This window comes from Streptomyces sp. NBC_01454, from assembly GCF_036227565.1.
GTDB lineage: Bacteria > Actinomycetota > Actinomycetes > Streptomycetales > Streptomycetaceae > Streptomyces.
On the sequence record NZ_CP109460.1, the window covers coordinates 5,120,836 to 5,136,813 of the forward strand.

15 protein-coding genes and 1 other RNA gene are annotated in these 15,978 nt (G+C 71.4%); 12 read left to right on the plus strand and 4 right to left on the minus strand.

Annotation, left to right across the window (positions count from 1 at the left end):
• Positions 1–6 precede the first annotated feature (6 nt).
• The 4 genes from OIU81_RS22670 to OIU81_RS22685 all read left to right on the plus strand — a co-directional run bounded on the left by OIU81_RS22670 (position 7) and on the right by OIU81_RS22685 (position 5,599).
• Positions 7–1,650, plus strand: a complete 1,644-nt coding sequence (locus OIU81_RS22670) for a serine/threonine-protein kinase (protein WP_329150699.1) — start codon at positions 7–9, stop codon at positions 1,648–1,650.
• Between the two features lie 196 nt (positions 1,651–1,846).
• Positions 1,847–3,178: a serine/threonine-protein kinase gene (locus OIU81_RS22675; protein WP_329150700.1), complete on the plus strand. Its 1,332-nt coding sequence runs from the start codon at positions 1,847–1,849 to the stop codon at positions 3,176–3,178.
• Between the two features lie 121 nt (positions 3,179–3,299).
• Positions 3,300–4,406 carry a peptide chain release factor 2 gene (prfB, locus tag OIU81_RS22680; protein ID WP_329150702.1) on the plus strand — a complete coding sequence of 369 codons (1,107 nt, stop codon included), beginning with the start codon at positions 3,300–3,302 and terminating at the stop codon, positions 4,404–4,406.
• 320 nt (positions 4,407–4,726) lie between these two features.
• Positions 4,727–5,599: a hypothetical protein gene (locus tag OIU81_RS22685; protein ID WP_329150704.1), complete on the plus strand. Its 873-nt coding sequence runs from the start codon at positions 4,727–4,729 to the stop codon at positions 5,597–5,599.
• Between the two features lie 135 nt (positions 5,600–5,734).
• On the opposite strand, the gene OIU81_RS22690 is transcribed toward OIU81_RS22685, so the two are convergent.
• The gene (locus OIU81_RS22690; RefSeq protein ID WP_329150706.1) at positions 5,735–5,926 is read right to left on the minus strand and encodes a hypothetical protein; all 192 of its coding nucleotides are present in this window, start codon (positions 5,924–5,926) and stop codon (positions 5,735–5,737) included.
• A 250-nt stretch (positions 5,927–6,176) separates the two neighbouring features.
• Here OIU81_RS22690 and ftsE point away from each other — a divergent pair, with 250 nt between their 5' ends.
• The 5 genes from ftsE to ssrA all read left to right on the plus strand — a co-directional run bounded on the left by ftsE (position 6,177) and on the right by ssrA (position 10,079).
• The gene (gene ftsE / locus OIU81_RS22695) at positions 6,177–6,866 is read left to right on the plus strand and encodes a cell division ATP-binding protein FtsE (protein WP_168479372.1); all 690 of its coding nucleotides are present in this window, start codon (positions 6,177–6,179) and stop codon (positions 6,864–6,866) included.
• Between the two features lie 9 nt (positions 6,867–6,875).
• Complete coding sequence (gene ftsX, locus OIU81_RS22700) at positions 6,876–7,787, plus strand: permease-like cell division protein FtsX (RefSeq protein WP_329150708.1); 912 nt, start codon at positions 6,876–6,878, stop codon at positions 7,785–7,787.
• Between the two features lie 68 nt (positions 7,788–7,855).
• Positions 7,856–9,076 carry a S41 family peptidase gene (locus OIU81_RS22705; protein ID WP_329150710.1) on the plus strand — a complete coding sequence of 407 codons (1,221 nt, stop codon included), beginning with the start codon at positions 7,856–7,858 and terminating at the stop codon, positions 9,074–9,076.
• A gap of 18 nt (positions 9,077–9,094) precedes the next feature.
• Positions 9,095–9,586 (plus strand): SsrA-binding protein SmpB, encoded by a 492-nt coding sequence (gene smpB / locus OIU81_RS22710; RefSeq protein ID WP_329150712.1) that lies wholly within the window; start codon positions 9,095–9,097, stop codon positions 9,584–9,586.
• Positions 9,587–9,709: 123 nt separating this feature from the next.
• Positions 9,710–10,079, plus strand: a transfer-messenger RNA (tmRNA) gene (ssrA, locus tag OIU81_RS22715).
• A gap of 62 nt (positions 10,080–10,141) precedes the next feature.
• Here the strand turns inward: ssrA and OIU81_RS22720 are convergent.
• Positions 10,142–11,398 carry an MFS transporter gene (locus OIU81_RS22720; protein WP_329150714.1) on the minus strand — a complete coding sequence of 419 codons (1,257 nt, stop codon included), beginning with the start codon at positions 11,396–11,398 and terminating at the stop codon, positions 10,142–10,144.
• 131 nt (positions 11,399–11,529) lie between these two features.
• On the opposite strand from OIU81_RS22720, the gene OIU81_RS22725 reads away from it, so the two are divergent.
• Positions 11,530–12,504, plus strand: a complete 975-nt coding sequence (locus OIU81_RS22725; RefSeq protein WP_329150715.1) for a LysR family transcriptional regulator — start codon at positions 11,530–11,532, stop codon at positions 12,502–12,504.
• 141 nt (positions 12,505–12,645) lie between these two features.
• The gene (locus OIU81_RS22730) at positions 12,646–13,158 is read left to right on the plus strand and encodes a DUF4232 domain-containing protein (protein ID WP_329331155.1); all 513 of its coding nucleotides are present in this window, start codon (positions 12,646–12,648) and stop codon (positions 13,156–13,158) included.
• 6 nt (positions 13,159–13,164) lie between these two features.
• Here OIU81_RS22730 and OIU81_RS22735 read toward each other — a convergent pair whose 3' ends face one another.
• Together OIU81_RS22735 and OIU81_RS22740 are read right to left on the minus strand one after the other, a co-directional pair.
• A complete protein-coding gene (locus OIU81_RS22735; RefSeq protein ID WP_329150719.1) occupies positions 13,165–13,419 on the minus strand; it encodes a DUF397 domain-containing protein in 255 nt (84 codons plus the stop codon).
• A complete protein-coding gene (locus OIU81_RS22740) occupies positions 13,416–14,201 on the minus strand; it encodes a helix-turn-helix domain-containing protein (RefSeq protein ID WP_329150721.1) in 786 nt (261 codons plus the stop codon). Before OIU81_RS22740 ends, OIU81_RS22735 begins: the two co-directional genes overlap by 4 nt.
• 312 nt (positions 14,202–14,513) lie before the next feature.
• Here OIU81_RS22740 and OIU81_RS22745 point away from each other — a divergent pair, with 312 nt between their 5' ends.
• On the plus strand, positions 14,514–15,944 hold the full coding sequence (locus OIU81_RS22745; RefSeq protein WP_329150723.1) for a nitrate/nitrite transporter: 1,431 nt from the start codon (positions 14,514–14,516) through the stop codon (positions 15,942–15,944).
• Positions 15,945–15,978: the final 34 nt, after the last annotated feature.

The following is a 15,978-nucleotide window of genomic DNA, read 5'->3' on the forward strand; positions in this document are numbered from 1 at the left end:
CATGACGTGCGGCCGGTAGGCAGCAAGTACCTGCTCGAGGAACCGCTGGGACGCGGTGCCACGGGCACCGTCTGGCGTGCCCGCCAGCGGGAGACGGCGGGCGCCGAGGCCGCCGTGGCAGGAGAGCCCGGTGAGACGGTCGCGATCAAGGTCCTCAAGGAGGAGCTGGCGCACGACGCGGATGTGGTGATGCGCTTCCTGCGGGAGCGCTCCGTCCTGCTGCGCCTGGCCCACCCCAACATCGTCCGCACCCGCGACCTCGTCGTCGAGGGCGATCTGCTGGCCCTGGTCATGGACCTGGTCGACGGTCCCGACCTGCACCGCTACCTCCGCGACAACGGCCCCTTCAGCCCCGTCGCCGCCGCCCTGCTGACCGCCCAGATCGCCGACGCGCTGGCCGCCAGCCACGCCGACGGTGTGGTGCACCGCGACCTCAAGCCCGCCAACGTCCTGCTCGCCGGGTCGGACGGCAGCGGCGAGATGCACCCGATGCTGACCGACTTCGGCATCGCCCGCCTCGCCGACTCCCCGGGCCTGACCCGCACCCACGAGTTCGTCGGCACCCCCGCCTATGTGGCCCCGGAGTCCGCCGAGGGCCGCCCGCAGACCTCCGCCGTGGACATCTACGGCGCCGGCATCCTGCTGTACGAACTCGTCACCGGACGGCCCCCGTTCGCCGGGGCGACCGCCCTGGAGGTGCTGCACCGCCACCTCAGCGAGGAGCCGCGCCGCCCCAGCACGCTCCCCGAGCCGCTGTGGACGGTCATAGAGCGCTGTCTGCGCAAGCGCCCCGAGGAGCGGCCCTCCGCCGAGAACCTCGCGCGGGCCCTGCGCGCCGTCGCGTCCGGCATCGGGGTGCACGCCTCCCCGGCGCAGGCCGAGGCCGCGCTGGGCGTCGCCGCGCTGCTCGCGCCCGACCCCGCGCCCGCGACCGTCCCCGGGACGGGCGGGACCGGCGGCGGCGACGCCGACCCCACCCAGGTGCTTCCCTCCGGCGCCGGGTCCTACGACCCGGCCGCGGCCACCAGCGTGCTGCCGTCCACCGGCGGTCCGGGCGGTCCGGGGGGCCCCGGCGGGCAGGGCGACCCGACCCGGGCGATGCCGCCCATGCCCATGGGAGCGCCGGCCGGCGGACCGCAGAACCCCGAGGGCCCCCATCCGTGGGAGTCCCAGATGCGGGCCGCCCGGGACCGCAACGAGCAGACCCAGGTGCAGTATCTGGATCCCACCGAGGACCCGCTGCGCCGCCGTCCGCAGCGCCAGGCCGCCCCCCAGCAGCCGCCGCAGCGCCCGCAGCAGCCCCAGTACCGCCAGGCGCCCCCGCCGGCGCCGTACGCCCAGCAGCAGCCGCAGGCCCCGCAGCGCCGCCAGGAGCCGCCGCCGCAGCGCTACGAACCGCAGCGGCCGCCCGCCCCGGAGCCCCGGCCCCGGCGCGAGCCCCGCCAGCGCAGCGCCAACCCCATGAAGATCCCCGGCCTGGGCTGTCTCAAGGGCTGTCTGTTCACGATCATCCTGCTGTTCGTGGCGGCCTGGCTGGTCTGGGAGCTGACCCCGCTCCAGGAGTGGATCGGCACGACCAGGGGCTTCTTCGCCCAGGTCGGTCACGTCTTCCACAGCGTGCAGCGCTTCGTGCAGAAACTCGGCGGCTGACGCCGGCCGCCCGCGGGGGATCCTGCGGGCGGAACCGAACCCACCGTGTGGATTTGTCGACTTCTGAAGGGCAATTTCGCCCACAGAAGTGAAGGTTGCCGCCGTACGGGGCACGAACTCCCCTGGCATCCGCGTAGCTTTGACGCCAACCTCAGCCCTCGCAGGACGCTCGGGGGCCCGACACGTCGGAGCAGTCTTGGCACGGAAGATCGGCAGCCGGTACACCGCCCACCAGATCCTGGGGCGCGGCAGTGCCGGCACGGTATGGCTGGGCGAGGGTCCCGAAGGGGCCGTGGCCATCAAGCTGTTGCGTGAGGAGCTCGCGGCCGACCAGGAGCTCGTCGGCCGCTTCGTCCAGGAGCGGGCGGCCCTGCTGGGCCTGGCGGACCCCCATGTCGTCGGCGTCCGCGACCTCGTCGTCGACGGCAACGACCTGGCCCTGGTCATGGAACTCGTACGCGGCACCGACCTGCGCACCCGTCTGGAGCGCGAACGGCGGCTGGCCCCCGCGGCGGCCGTCGCGATCGCCGCCGACGTCGCCGACGGGCTCGCCGCCGCGCACGCCGCCCGGATCGTGCACCGCGACGTCAAGCCCGAGAACGTCCTGCTGGACATGCAGGGCCCGCTCGGACCCGGCGGCGCGCACCCCGCGCTGCTCACCGACTTCGGCATCGCCCGGCTCGTCGACTCCCCGCGCCGCACCCTCTCCCAGTCCCCGGCCGGGGGGACCACCGTCCCGCTGCGCTCGTCCAAGGTCATCGGCACCCCCGACTACCTCGCCCCGGAGATCATCGAGGGCCTGCCGCCCCGCGCCTCCGTGGACGTCTACGCCCTGGCGACCGTCCTGTACGAGCTGCTCGCCGGGTTCACGCCGTTCGGCGGCGGGCACCCCGGGGCGGTGCTGCGCCGGCATGTGACCGAGAGCGTGGTGCCGCTGCCCGGTATCCCCGACGAGCTGTGGCAGCTGCTGCTGCAGTGTCTGGCCAAGGCGCCGGCGTCCCGGCTGCGCGCCCCGGAGCTCGCCGCCCGGCTGCGCGAGCTGCTGCCCTCCCTGGAAGGCATGCCGCCGCTGGACATCGACGAGCCGGACGACGAGCAGCCGGACGACGAGCCGGAGGGTGCCGCCGGGGCCCGTGACGAGGCGTTCCACCCCTCGCCGGCACCGGGCGGGACCACCCCGCCGCGGGGCGCGGTCCCGCTGGTCCAGGGCGCGGCCCCCGACTCCAACCGGGATACCCACACCAGCATGCGGGTCCCGGGCCCCGACGAGCTGGCGGGCGGCGCCCACGGCACCGCCCGGACCCCGCGCGCGGCCGGTGAGCGCCGGGCGGGCTCGGCCCGCCACCGCGCCTCGCCGGAGGCGGTGCGCCGGCGCCGGATCAGGTGGGGCGCGGCCGCCGCCGCGGTGGTCGTGGCGGCCGGCCTGGGCGGCTGGCTCGCCTCCGGCGACGACGGGGCGGGCGACGCCACACCGGGCGTCCACCGATCCGGACCCGACACCCCGGACGGCTCCGGGGTCGCGCCGTGACCCACCGGGCCCCGCGGTGAGCGGCGCGGCGTCCCTCTCCGGGCCGGTGCGGGAGGTGCCCGGCGGGTTCGTCCTGCCGGGGCCGGGTCACGCAGACGGTGGCAGCCGTTAGGCTGGGTGCGTGGCAGTCGTCGATGTATCCGAAGAGCTGAAGTCCCTCTCCTCGACCATGGGGTCGATCGAGGCCGTCCTGGACCTCGACAAGATGAGGGCCGATGTCGCCGTGCTCGAGGAGCAGGCCGCGGCGCCGTCCCTGTGGGACGACCCGGACAGTGCCCAGAAGGTCACCAGCCGCTTGTCCTACCTCCAGGGCCAGCTGCGCCGGGCCGAGGAGCTGCGCGGCCGGGTCGACGACGTCGAGGTGCTCTTCGAGCTCGCCGAGGCCGAGGGCGACGAGGACGCCAGGGCCGAGGCCGAGAGCGAGCTGACCGCCGTCCGCAAGGCGGTCGACGAGCTGGAGGTCCGCACCCTCCTGTCCGGTGAGTACGACGCCCGTGAGGCGCTCGTCAACATCCGCGCCGAGGCCGGTGGTGTGGACGCCGCCGACTTCGCCGAGAAGCTGCAGCGCATGTATCTGCGCTGGGCCGAGCGCCACGGCTACAAGACCGAGCTGTACGAGACCTCGTACGCGGAAGAGGCCGGCATCAAGTCGACCACCTTCGCCGTCCAGGTGCCGTACGCCTACGGCACGCTCTCCGTCGAGCAGGGCACGCACCGCCTGGTGCGCATCTCGCCGTTCGACAACCAGGGCCGCCGCCAGACCTCGTTCGCCGGTGTCGAGGTGCTGCCCGTCGTCGAGAAGACCGACCACATCGAGATCGACGAGTCCGAGCTGCGGGTGGACGTCTACCGCTCCTCCGGCCCCGGCGGCCAGGGCGTCAACACCACCGACTCCGCGGTCCGTCTGACGCACCTTCCGACCGGCATCGTCGTCTCCTGCCAGAACGAGCGCTCGCAGATCCAGAACCGCGCCTCTGCGATGAACGTCCTCCAGGCCAAGCTCCTCGAGCGCCGCCGCCAGGAGGAGCAGGCGAAGATGGACGCGCTCAAGGGCGACGGCGGCAACTCCTGGGGCAACCAGATGCGTTCGTACGTCCTGCACCCGTACCAGATGGTCAAGGACCTGCGGACCGAGTTCGAGGTCGGCAACCCCACCGCGGTGCTGGACGGCGACATCGACGGCTTCCTGGAGGCCGGGATCCGCTGGCGCAAGCAGCAGGAGAAGTGACGGGCCCGGCCCGGATCTGAGCATCGGACAACTGTCTCCCTCGGGGAGGCAGTTGTTTTTCCTGTGGCGGATTGGTCACAGTCGTATGTTCATGTACCGCCCAGATCTTGCCAATTCGGACGTGGGGCCTTTATTCGGCCTTGACGATGATGGCCGAACTGGGAAGGGTGAGCGCGGCATGCGTATGTCATGGGGCGTGTGGCGCAACGGGGAGATGAGGGGCCGGCAGTTGTTCCGGCCGTGACTCGCGTACCCCCTCGGCTCGTCGCCCCGTACAACGGTGCTCCAACGACGAGTTCAGCTACTGGGGGTAGCAGTACATGACGAAGAAGACGCGACTGCGCGTGGCGCGCATTGCGGCCGGTGCGGTGATCGCGGCCGGTGCGTCGCTCACCGCGGCCGGCGCGGCTTCCGCGGCCAGCCCGGGTGAGACCCCGGGCCAGGACGGCGGCTTTATCGGCGGCATCATCGGTGGCGTCATCGGCGGGGGCAACTCCGGCGGCGACAGCAGCGGCGGTGACACCACCACCACCACCGGCGGCGAGATCGGCGGTGACACGACCACCGGCGGTGAGATCGGCGGCGACACCACGGGTTCCGTCACGGGTGGCGACACCACCACCGGTGGCGACACCACCACGGGCGGTGACACGACCACCGGTGGTGACACCACGACCGGCGGCGACACCACGGGTTCCACCACGGGTGGCGACACCACCACCGGTGGTGACACGACCGGCGGTGACACCACGGGCGGTACCGGCACGAGCGGGCAGACGACCGGCGGTGACACCACCGGTTCCACCACGGGTGGCCACAGCACGGGCGGCCAGTCCACCGGTGGCCAGTCCACCGGTGGCCAGAGCACCGGCGGCGACAGCACCGGTGGTCACAGCGGTGGCGGCACCGGTGGTCACAGCGGTGGCGGCAACGGCGGTGGCGGCGACTCCACCGGTACCGGCACCGACAACGAGGGCTCCAAGCCGATCGAGCAGCCCGGCCAGGGCAAGGAGCAGATCGCCGACACGCCCGGCCAGGCCAAGCAGCAGGCCAAGGGCGAGCTGGCCGAGACCGGTTCCTCCGGTACGACCGTCCTGCTCATCGGTGCGGCGACGATGATCGCGGGCGGTGTGGGCTTCCGTCTGCTGCCCCGCCTGATCAACAAGAACGGCGGCGGTGCCGCGGCGGCCTGATGCCGGCGCGATACAGCTGGAACAGCTGGAGGGGCCCGGGACGCAGCAGCGTCCCGGGCCCCTCGTCGTTCGTGATCCCGCCGCCACCCGGGCGGTGGTCAGGGCGGCTGCCGGTCCGGCAGCCGTGCGCCACTCTCAGGTGACCTGGTGGAGCAGCAAGCCCAGCGCGATCAGCAAGATCATCAGTGCCACCAGCATCGCCGGGCTGAGCTGGGCGAAGAGACCGCCCGTCTGCTGCAGTCGTTCCCTGTTCGCCCGGCACACGGGGCAGCGGCCCTCGCTGACAGGGGCCGCGCAGTTGGCGCACACCAGTCGGTCGTACGTCATGCGACCTCCTTCTCCACTGCACCAACGCACCGGGGGGCGCATTGGTTCCCTCTTCCACTGTGCCAGGTCGTTGACGGAACGGCGCGTCCCGCGGTTTTGTGCGCCTTTTGTCCCGTAGGTGCCGTGAGGAAATGCACCAACCGCCTACGGCGACTGCGCCGCCGCGTGAGGTTCGCGTATGGTCACGCACACCGACGGGAGCCGCAACTCGGCAACCCGTGCCGCTATCCAGGTCGACCGTGGTGCATCAGTGATCCGATTCGACAACGTCTCCAAGACCTACCCGAAGCAGAACCGCCCTGCACTCAGGGATGTCTCGCTCGAGATCGAGCGCGGCGAATTCGTCTTCCTGGTGGGCTCTTCGGGGTCCGGAAAGTCCACCTTTCTGCGGCTGCTGCTGCGCGAGGAGCGGACCAGCCATGGCCACGTCCACGTGCTCGGTAAGGACCTCGGCAAGCTCTCCAACTGGAAGGTTCCGCAGATGCGGCGCCAGGTGGGGACGGTCTTCCAGGACTTCCGGCTGCTCCCCAACAAGACCGTCGGGGAAAATGTCGCCTTCGCCCTCGAGGTCATCGGCAAGCCGCGCGGCCAGATCCGCAAGACGGTGCCCGAGGTCCTCGAACTGGTCGGCCTCGGCGGCAAAGAGGACCGTATGCCGGGCGAGCTCTCCGGTGGTGAGCAGCAGCGCGTCGCCATCGCACGGGCCTTCGTCAACCGTCCGATGCTCCTCATCGCGGACGAGCCCACCGGCAACCTCGACCCGCAGACCTCGGTCGGCATCATGAAGCTGCTGGACCGGATCAACCGGACCGGTACGACGGTGGTCATGGCCACCCACGACCAGCAGATCGTCGACCAGATGCGCAAGCGGGTCATGGAACTCGAGAAGGGCCGGCTCGTACGCGACCAGTCGCGCGGCGTGTACGGCTACCAGCACTGAAAGGACGCCATGCGCGCCCAGTTCGTCTTGTCGGAGATCGGCGTCGGTCTCCGCCGAAACCTCACGATGACCTTCGCCGTCATCGTCTCCGTAGCCCTCTCGCTCGGCCTGTTCGGCGCCTCGCTGCTGATGCGCGACCAGGTCAGCACGATGAAGGGCTACTGGTACGACAAGGTCAACGTCTCCATCTTCTTCTGCAACAAGAACGACGCCGACTCCGGTGCCAACTGCGCCAAGGGCGCGGCCACCCAGCAGCAGAAGGACGACATCAAGGCCGAGCTCGGCCGGCTGCCGATCGTGCAGAAGGTGGAGTACGAGTCCAGCGACCAGGCCTACAAGCACTACAAGGAGCAGTTCGGTGACACCCCCGTCGCCGGGCTGGTGACGCCCGACCAGCTGCCGGAGTCCTTCCGGGTCAAGCTCAAGGACCCGACGAAGTTCGCGGTCATCAAGTCGGCGTTCTCCGAGCGGCCCGGTGTCCAGGAGGTCCAGGACCAACGGGACACCGTCGAGCCGCTCTTCAACCTCCTCAACGGCATGAACATCGCCGCACTCGTCGTGATGGCGCTGATGCTGGTCGTTGCGCTGATGCTGATCGTCAACACCGTGCGGGTGTCGGCGTTCAGCCGTCGGCGGGAGACCGGGATCATGCGCCTGGTGGGAGCGTCCAGCTTCTATATCCAGATGCCGTTCATCCTGGAGGCCGCCATCGCGGGGCTGCTGGGCGCGGCCTTCGCCTGTGTGCTGATCGTCGGCGGCAAGTACGTCCTGATCAACAACTGGCTGGCGAAGAAGATCCAGGTGATCAACTTCATCGGCTGGGACTCGGTGGCCGCGGTCCTTCCGCTGGTCCTGCTGATCGGGCTGCTGATGCCCGCGCTCGCCGCGTTCTTCGCGTTGCGCAAGTACCTCAAGGTGTGAGCTTTGCCAAGGGGCGCCGTACGGTCAACTCACCGTACGGCGCCCTTTTGTCCCTTAGACTCACCGCCATGTCGGGCCCGTGTGCGTACGACCGGCCCCGCCGCATTCGCCGCGGGGCGGCCCTGACGTTGTTCCTCGCCGGTGTGCTCGCCACCGGTGCCGTGACCGGCACCTGGAGCGATGAGGCGGCCGGCGCCGCGGGGCGGTCCGCCCCGGACGGCATGGCCGCGAAGGCGCACGCCCCGGCCTCCGCCTTCGCGGACCGCGAGGCCGTCGAACGGGCCGCCTCCGAGGCCGAAGAGGACGGCAAGTCCGGTGCGCAGGCCGCCGCCGACGTCGTCAGCCGCAGTGGCGACCGCTGGTCGACGATCTACACCCCGGGCCAGTTCGAGGACTTCCAGGAGCAGTTGGGCGGCGCCTATGTCGGCGTCGGGCTGTGGGTACGGCAGACGGACGGCGGGCGGATCGAGGTGTCCCGGGTCCAGCCCGGCTCTCCCGCCGCTCGGGCCGGTGTCGCCCCCGGCGACCGGCTGCGCGCCGTCGACGGCCACACCACCGAGCACACCCCGGTCACCGAGGTCGTCAGCCGGCTGCGCGGAGTGGCCCCCGACGGCTCCCGCGCCTCGGCCGCCGCGGCCGGCACCCCCGTCTCGCTGGCGCTGCAACGCGGCGCCCGCCACTGGACCGCGACCGTGCGCCGCACGCATCTGCGCTGCCGCAATGTCGTCGTCGACCACCCCGACGGCGCTCACGGCCCGACCCGCGTCAAGGTCGCCGCGTTCGCCAAGGGCACCGGTAAGGCGGTCCGCCGTGCGGTGCGCCACGCCTCCCCGCAGCAGGGTCTGCTGCTCGATCTGCGCGGCAACACCGGCGGTCTGGTCACCGAGGCCACCGCCACCGCCTCCGCCTTCCTGGACGGCGGGCTGGTCGCGACCTACGACGTGCGCGGCAGCCAGCGGGCCCTGTACGCCGAGCGCGGGGGCACCACCCGGGTGCCGCTGGTCGTCCTCGTCGACGGCGGCACGATGAGCGCGGCCGAGCTGCTGGCCGGCGCGCTCCAGGACCGCGGACGCGCGGTCGTGATCGGCTCCCCGACCTTCGGCAAGGGTTCGGTGCAGATGCCCAGCACGCTGCCGGACGGCTCGGTCGCCGAGCTGACCGTCGGCCACTACCGCACCCCGGCCGGCCGGACCGTCGACGAGGCGGGGATCACCCCCGACCTGGTCGTCGGGCGCGGGGCCGAGAAACGGGCCCGCACAGTATTGAGTGGCCTCGGGGGCGGTGCGTAGTGCGAAAATGGCCGCACTATGGCTAAGGACAAGGACAAGATTCCCGGGCGCAAGCTCGTGGCGCAGCACAAGAAGGCGCGGCACGACTACCACATTCTGGACACCTATGAGTGCGGCCTGGTGCTCAGCGGCACCGAGGTGAAGTCGCTGCGGCAGGGCCGGGCGTCGCTGGTGGACGGATTCGTCCAGATCGACGGCAACGAGGCCTGGCTGCACAACGTACACATCCCCGAGTACACGCAGGGCACCTGGACGAACCACGCGGCCCGGCGCAAGCGGAAGCTGCTGATGCACCGCGCCGAGATCGACAAGCTGGAGTCCAAGAGCCAGGAGTCGGGGCACACGATCGTGCCGCTGGCCCTCTATTTCAAGGACGGCCGGGCGAAGGTCGAGATCGCGCTGGCCAAGGGCAAGAAGGAGTACGACAAGCGCCAGACGCTCCGCGAGCAGCAGGACCGGCGGGAGACGGACCGGGCGGTCTCGGCGGCACGGCGGCGGCAGCGGTCCTGACGAGCCCGTGCGGCACGGCCCCGGAGGCCCTGCCGGGGAATACGCTGGCGACGGCACGCGTTGTTCACGTACGATGGCTGCGCACCCCACGAGGGGTGTGGCACCACCTTGATAAATCAACATGGGGATGATCGGTTTCGACAGCGGATGTCGAAGCAGGGGAAGCGAGTCGAGGAAGCGGCAATGATCTCGTTAACCATATGTCGCAACCAATAATCGCCAATTCCAAGCGCGATTCCTTCGCCCTCGCTGCCTAAGTAGCGACTTGCGAAGTGTCAGCCCGGGGGTGTTCCCGACCCGGATCCTGGCATCAGCTAGGGAACTAAACTTCTAGACCCGGTCACGGGGTGTAGAAGGAAATCAAACAGTGGCTGGGCCCGTCGGAGACTTGTTCGCGTGATCTCCGGGGCCGAGAAAATCGCAGCGAACTGCACTCGGAGAAGCCCTGATTCCGCACCGTTGGACGCGGGTTCGATTCCCGCCATCTCCACTCATCCCATGTAAAGCAGCGGCCCGTGAGATTCTCACGGGCCGCTGCTTTGTGTGCCGGGCCGTTCACGCCGGGTGCAGGAGCGAGGTGCACAGCGCCAGGGCGGCGGCCGCGGCCGGGACCGCGTAGCCGAGGCCGGGCCCGCTGAGCTGCCCCACCGCCCAGCCGCCGGTCGCCGAACCGGCCGCGATACCGGTCAGCAGGGCCGTCACGGCGAGGGTCATCCCCTCGTTCAGCCGGCCCGCCGGGGTGCGGGACTGGACCAGGCCCATGCCGGTGACCATCGCCGGGGCGGTGGCCATTCCCGCCGCCGCCAGTGCGACGGCCAGCGCCGCCGGACCGCCCGCCGGGGCGGCGAGCAGGGGCAGCAGCATCAGGGCGGCCATCGCGGCGACGCAGCAGCGGAAGCGGCGGGTGCCTCGGCCCGCGGCGGGCCGCAGCAGGCCGTGGAGCAGCCCGGCGGCGGCGGACCCGGCGGCCTGGAGGGCCAGCAGGGCGCCGCCGGCGGCACGGATGCCGTGGGCGTCGGCGTAGGCCAGGGTGACCACCTCCATCGAGCCGAAGACCGCGCCGGTGCAGACGAAGGTGAGCAGCAGCGGCGGGATGCCGGGCAGCCGCAGCGGTGAGCGGGTGCGGGCCGCGGACCGAGGGGCCACCGGGGGTTCGGTGCCGCGCTGGGCTGCGAAGAGCAGCATCCCGGTCAGCAGCAGGGCCGCGGCCACCGCCGTTCCCGCCTCCGGGGCGAGGCCGGTGCACAGCAGCGTGGCGAGCACCGGCCCGAGGAGGAAGCACAGCTCGTCCGCGGCCTGTTCGAAGGAGTGGGCGGTGTGCCGGGCGGCCGGGTCGTCCCGCAGGAGGTGGGCCCAGCGGGCACGGGACATCCCGCCGGTGTTGGGGGTGGTGGCGGTCGCGGCGTACGAGGCGAAGAGGGTCCAGTCGGGTGCGCCGTAGTGGACGCAGAGCAGCAGCGAGAGCGAGCCGAGGACGGCGAGCGCGGTGGCCGGGACCGCGGCCCGGGCCTGGCCGTGGCGGTCGATCAGCCGCGCGGTCCACGGTCCGGCCAGCGCCGTCGCCGCCAGCCCGGTCGCGGTGACCGCCCCGGCCAGCGCGTACGAGCCGCGGGCGCCGGCGATCATCAGCACCGCGCTGACGCCGAGCATCCCCATGGGCAGCCGGGCCAGGAGGTTGGCGGCGGTGAAGGCGCGGGTGCCGGGGTGGGCGAAGATCCGGCGGTAGGGCGCCAGCAGGCGGAGTCCGCGGCGCCGCGGGGCCGGGCGTACGGGAGGGGCCGTCACCGGCCGGGCGGCGAGGAAAAGGATCATGCCTCTACGGTCGCGGCCACGCCCGCGGTGCGTCCAACACCTGATCGGCGCCCATTGACGCACCTGAGTTGTCAACGGGCGACGCCGGCGGCGGAGGAAGCGGCACCCGGTGGCACTGCCAGGATGGCCCGATGCCGTACGACATCGATCCGCGTCTGCTCCGCGCGTTCACCGCCGTCGCCGAGGAGTTGCACTTCACCCGGGCCGCCGCCGGGCTGCACGTCGCCCAGCAGGCGCTCAGCCGCGATATCCGGCGGCTGGAGCGGGAGGTGGGCGCCACGCTGTTCGTCCGGAGCACCCGGCAGGTCGCGCTGACCCCGGACGGGCAGCGGCTGTTGCCGTACGCGCGACGGGTGCTGAGCGCGCACGACGAGCTGGCCGCGGCGTTCCGGCCGGCCCCCGAGCGGCCGCTGCTGGTGGACGTGCGGGCCCCGGTCGGCACCGCGCACCGGGTGCTGGCGGCGGCCCGGGAGCGGGTGGCGGACAGCGTGGAGCTGGTCGCCCGTTTCCACAGCGGGCTGGCGGGGGCGGCGGCCGAGGTGGCGGACGGCCGGCTCGATGTCTCCTTCGGCCGGATCGCCGCGCTGCCGGCCGCCGTCCGGGCGCAGCTGAGCCATCAGCCGGTCCGGCTGGAGCGGATGGCGGTGCTGCTGCCCGAGGAGCACCCGCTGGCCGCCCGGCCGGCGGTCCCGCTCGCGCAGCTGGCCGGCGAGACGCTCTACGCGGGTGCCGGCAATCCGCGCACCGCAGAGTGGACGGAGCTGGCCGCGCGGCTCTTCGAGGGGCGCGGCATCGCGATGGCCGCGCCGTTCCCGGAGATCGAGGGCTCGCAGGAATTCGTCCGGGTGGTGCGCAAGCGGGGCTGGTCGGTGCTGGCGAGCGAGGAGTTCATCGAGGTGCCGGGGATGGTGCTGCGGCCGCTCGTGGAGCCGGTACCGCTGTCGCCCGTCTCGATGGTGTGGCGGCGGGGGCTGCGGCATCCGGGGCTCGACGCCCTGCGGGCGGCCGCCCGCGAACGGGCCTCGCGGCACGGCTGGCTCGCGCCGCCCGGCGACGCATGGTGGCTCCCCGAGGCGGACGCGCAGACGATGGACATAGCTGCCTGACGCCCCGTCAGGAGACGGCGGGACCGAAAACGTACGGCGGCCCAGGCAACCCCGGGCGCCCGGAAGCTTTCCTTAACGGCAGGGAAGTGTGTGAGCAACGAACAGGGGAAATCCGTGCAACGGCGTTCACTTCTTGCGACGGTGGCAGCCACGCTGATCTTGAGTGTCACGGCCGGCCTGGCCCTGACCGGCTGTGGCTCACCGCGGATGGCGGCCCTGCACGCCAACTGTCAGACCAAGGGCCTGCGGTGGAAGCTCACGGTCCTGAAGAAGAAGCCGCACACCCCGCACCGCGACGCCCGGCTGTCCGTCGTCAACACGGGCGACAAGCCCTGTGTGTTCCGCGGGTTCCCGGCCTTCGAGGTCCACCTCGGCAAGGGGCCGGAGTCCGATGGCCGCGGGCACGGCCGGATCATGCCGATAGACCTGCGACGCGGCGGCACGGTGGTGACCAGCCTGCGCTACAAGGACTGCCGCAAGGGCGCGGCGTCGGAGCCCTTCATGATCAGCAACGATGTCGCCGTGGTGTCCGCACCGCGCGACTACCCGGGCCGGCGGGCCGTCGTGGTCCGCGACGAGTCCGGCAAGCGCCAGGCGATGAACGTCTGCACGGACTCGATATGGATGGGCGCGCCGTACGAAGCGGCCGAGTAGCGCCGGTTACGGGGCTGTTGCGGCGCCGGCCGCAGAGTATGCGGTGAACGCGGCCCAGGCGCGCGGCGAGAAGTCGAGGTGCGGGCCTTGGGGGTCCTTGGAGTCGCGGACGTGGATGGTGGTGGGGTGGGCGGCTACCTCTACGCAGGCGCCGCCCTCGTCGCCGCTGTAGCTGGACTTGCGCCAGTTGTACGCCACTTCGAGGCAGTTGCCGCCTTCGTCGCCGCTGTAGCTGGACTTGAACCACGTCAGATGGGTCATCGCTCTCCTAGCAGCCGGTCCAGCAGACCCATGGACTCTTCGGCGTTGAGGGCCTGCATTCGCAGCATTCCATATTTCTGGGTGAGGATGCTGACCTCATCGGGGTCCGATGTCAGCTCGCTGCTGCGCTGCGCCTCGGTATAGGCGAAGTGCTGGTGGTCGGCGGTTTCCAGCAGGACGAAGGGTCCGTTGAGACCGGCGTGGTGCTCGCGGTTCAGCGGCAGGATCTGAAGAGAGACGCCGGTGAGTTCCGCGCACGCCCGCAGGTGGGCAAGCTGGGCCCGCATGACCTCGCGCCCCCCGAGGTTGCTCCGCACGATGGCTTCGGAGAAGACGAAGCTGGAGGTGACGGCGTCTTTCCTGTGCAGGATTTGCTGGCGCTCCAGGCGTGCGGTGACGCGTTGCTCGATTGTCTCTTCGCTGAGTCCCGGGATATTGCTGCGGAATGTGGCGAGTGCGTAGTCCCCGGTCTGGAGCAGGCCGGGGATGACACCGTTCTCGTACCCACAGAGCGAGATGGCCTCCTGTTCAAAGGCGATGAAATCCTCCGCCCAGATCGGATACTTCTCCTTCCGCGGCAGCTTCGCGACACCCGCCGCCAGTGCCCCGCCCGTGCGCAGGAGTTGGTCGAATTCGGAGGCGAGGTGCGGCATCAGTACGCGCCTGCCCTGTTCGACGGAGGCGATGGTCTCCTCGGAGGCGGTGGTCCGCTCCGCGAGGCCGCGCTGGGTGAAACCGGCATTGATGCGGAACAGCGCCAGTTGTGCGCCGATGACTTCCATGGCTGCGGAGTGTCGGTTCTTGGGCTTGTTTCGCGGTCGCATGGCGTTCCACTCCCCGTACATCGGCGCTTGTGACCGTCTGTGCGCCCGTACTCACCAAGAGTACGGGTCCGCATGGCGCGGCAGCATAGTTACGGAGCGCGACCGTCGCCGGGGGAATGCGCAGATCACCCCCGCAAGGACGGTCTGGCTGCCTCACCTCCCTGCGCCGCACCCCGTGAGCGCAAGGTTTCGTCCGTGTCACCGGGCGGCACGGTACGGAAATCCGCCATCCCTAGCGTCAAGGAGAAGACCTGACCCCTGGGAGGCGCCATGACGGCCGAGGCCGCGGAGACCCGTACCGACAACCCCGATGACAATCCCGCCGCCAGCCGTGTGCGGCGGCGCGGCGGCCGGTGGATCGAGCACTGGGACCCCGAGGACGAGACCTTCTGGGCCGAGACGGGGGAGCGGATCGCCCGGCGGAACCTGGTGTTCTCCGTGCTCTGTGAGCACATCGGGTTCTCCATCTGGAGCCTGTGGTCGGTGATGGTGCTGTTCATGGGGCCGGAGTACGGGATCGACCCGGCCGGGAAGTTCTTCCTGGTGGCGATGCCGACGCTGGTGGGCGCGGTGCTGCGGGTGCCGTACACCTTCGCGGTGGCGCGGTTCGGCGGCCGCAACTGGACGGTGCTGAGCGCGCTGCTGCTGCTGGTGCCGGCCTCGGTGGCCGCGCTGGTGATCGAACCGGGTACCTCGTACAGCACGTTCCTGCTGGTCGCGGCGCTTGCGGGGGTCGGCGGCGGGAACTTCGCCTCGTCGATGACGAACATCAACTCCTTCTTCCCGCTGCGAAAGAAGGGGTACGCGCTGGGGCTCAACGCCGGTGGCGGCAACATCGGGGTGCCGGTGATCCAGCTGCTGGGGCTCCTGGTGATCGGGACGGCGGGGGCCGCGCAGCCACGGCTGGTGCTGGCCGTCTACGTGCCGCTGATCGTGGTCGCGGCGGTGCTTGCGGCGCTGTTCATGGACAATCTCGCCCCGGTGACGAACGACACCGGCGCGGCCGTCGACGCCGCCCGGGAACCGCACACCTGGGTGATGTCCCTGCTCTACATCGGCACCTTCGGATCGTTCATCGGCTACAGCTTCGCCTTCGGTCTGGTGCTGCAGAGCCAGTTCGCGCGCACGCCCCTCCAGGCGGCGTCGCTGACCTTCATCGGGCCGCTGCTGGGCTCGCTGATCCGGCCGGTCGGCGGGCGGCTGGCGGACCGGTTCGGCGGCGCCCGGATCACGCTCGGCACCTTCGCGGCGATGAGCCTGGCCACCGGGGTGGTGATCGGGGCGTCGGAGATGAAGTCGCTGCCGGTGTTCCTCGTCGGGTTCATCGCGCTGTTCGTGCTGTCGGGGCTCGGCAACGGCTCCACGTACAAGATGATCCCGGGGATCTTCCAGGCCCTGGCGGTGCGCCGGGGGCTTTCGGGGGAGGCGGCCGCGACGTACGGGCGGCGGCTGTCGGGCGCGGCGATGGGGCTGATCGGGGCGGTGGGCGCGGTCGGCGGGTTGGCCATCAACCTCGCCTTCCGGCAGTCGTTCCTGGCGACCGGCTCGGGCACGCCCGCGTTCGTGTCGTTCCTGGTCTGCTACGCGGTGTGCGGCGCGGTGACCTGGGCCGTATACCTGCGGCCCGTGGCGCGCGTACGGCGTACGGCGCAGGCCCCGGCCGCGGACGGGGAGCGGCGGCCGGTGTACGCGGAGGTGTGAGCGACGGTCCGGGCGCGGGGGCGGCCACACGGAG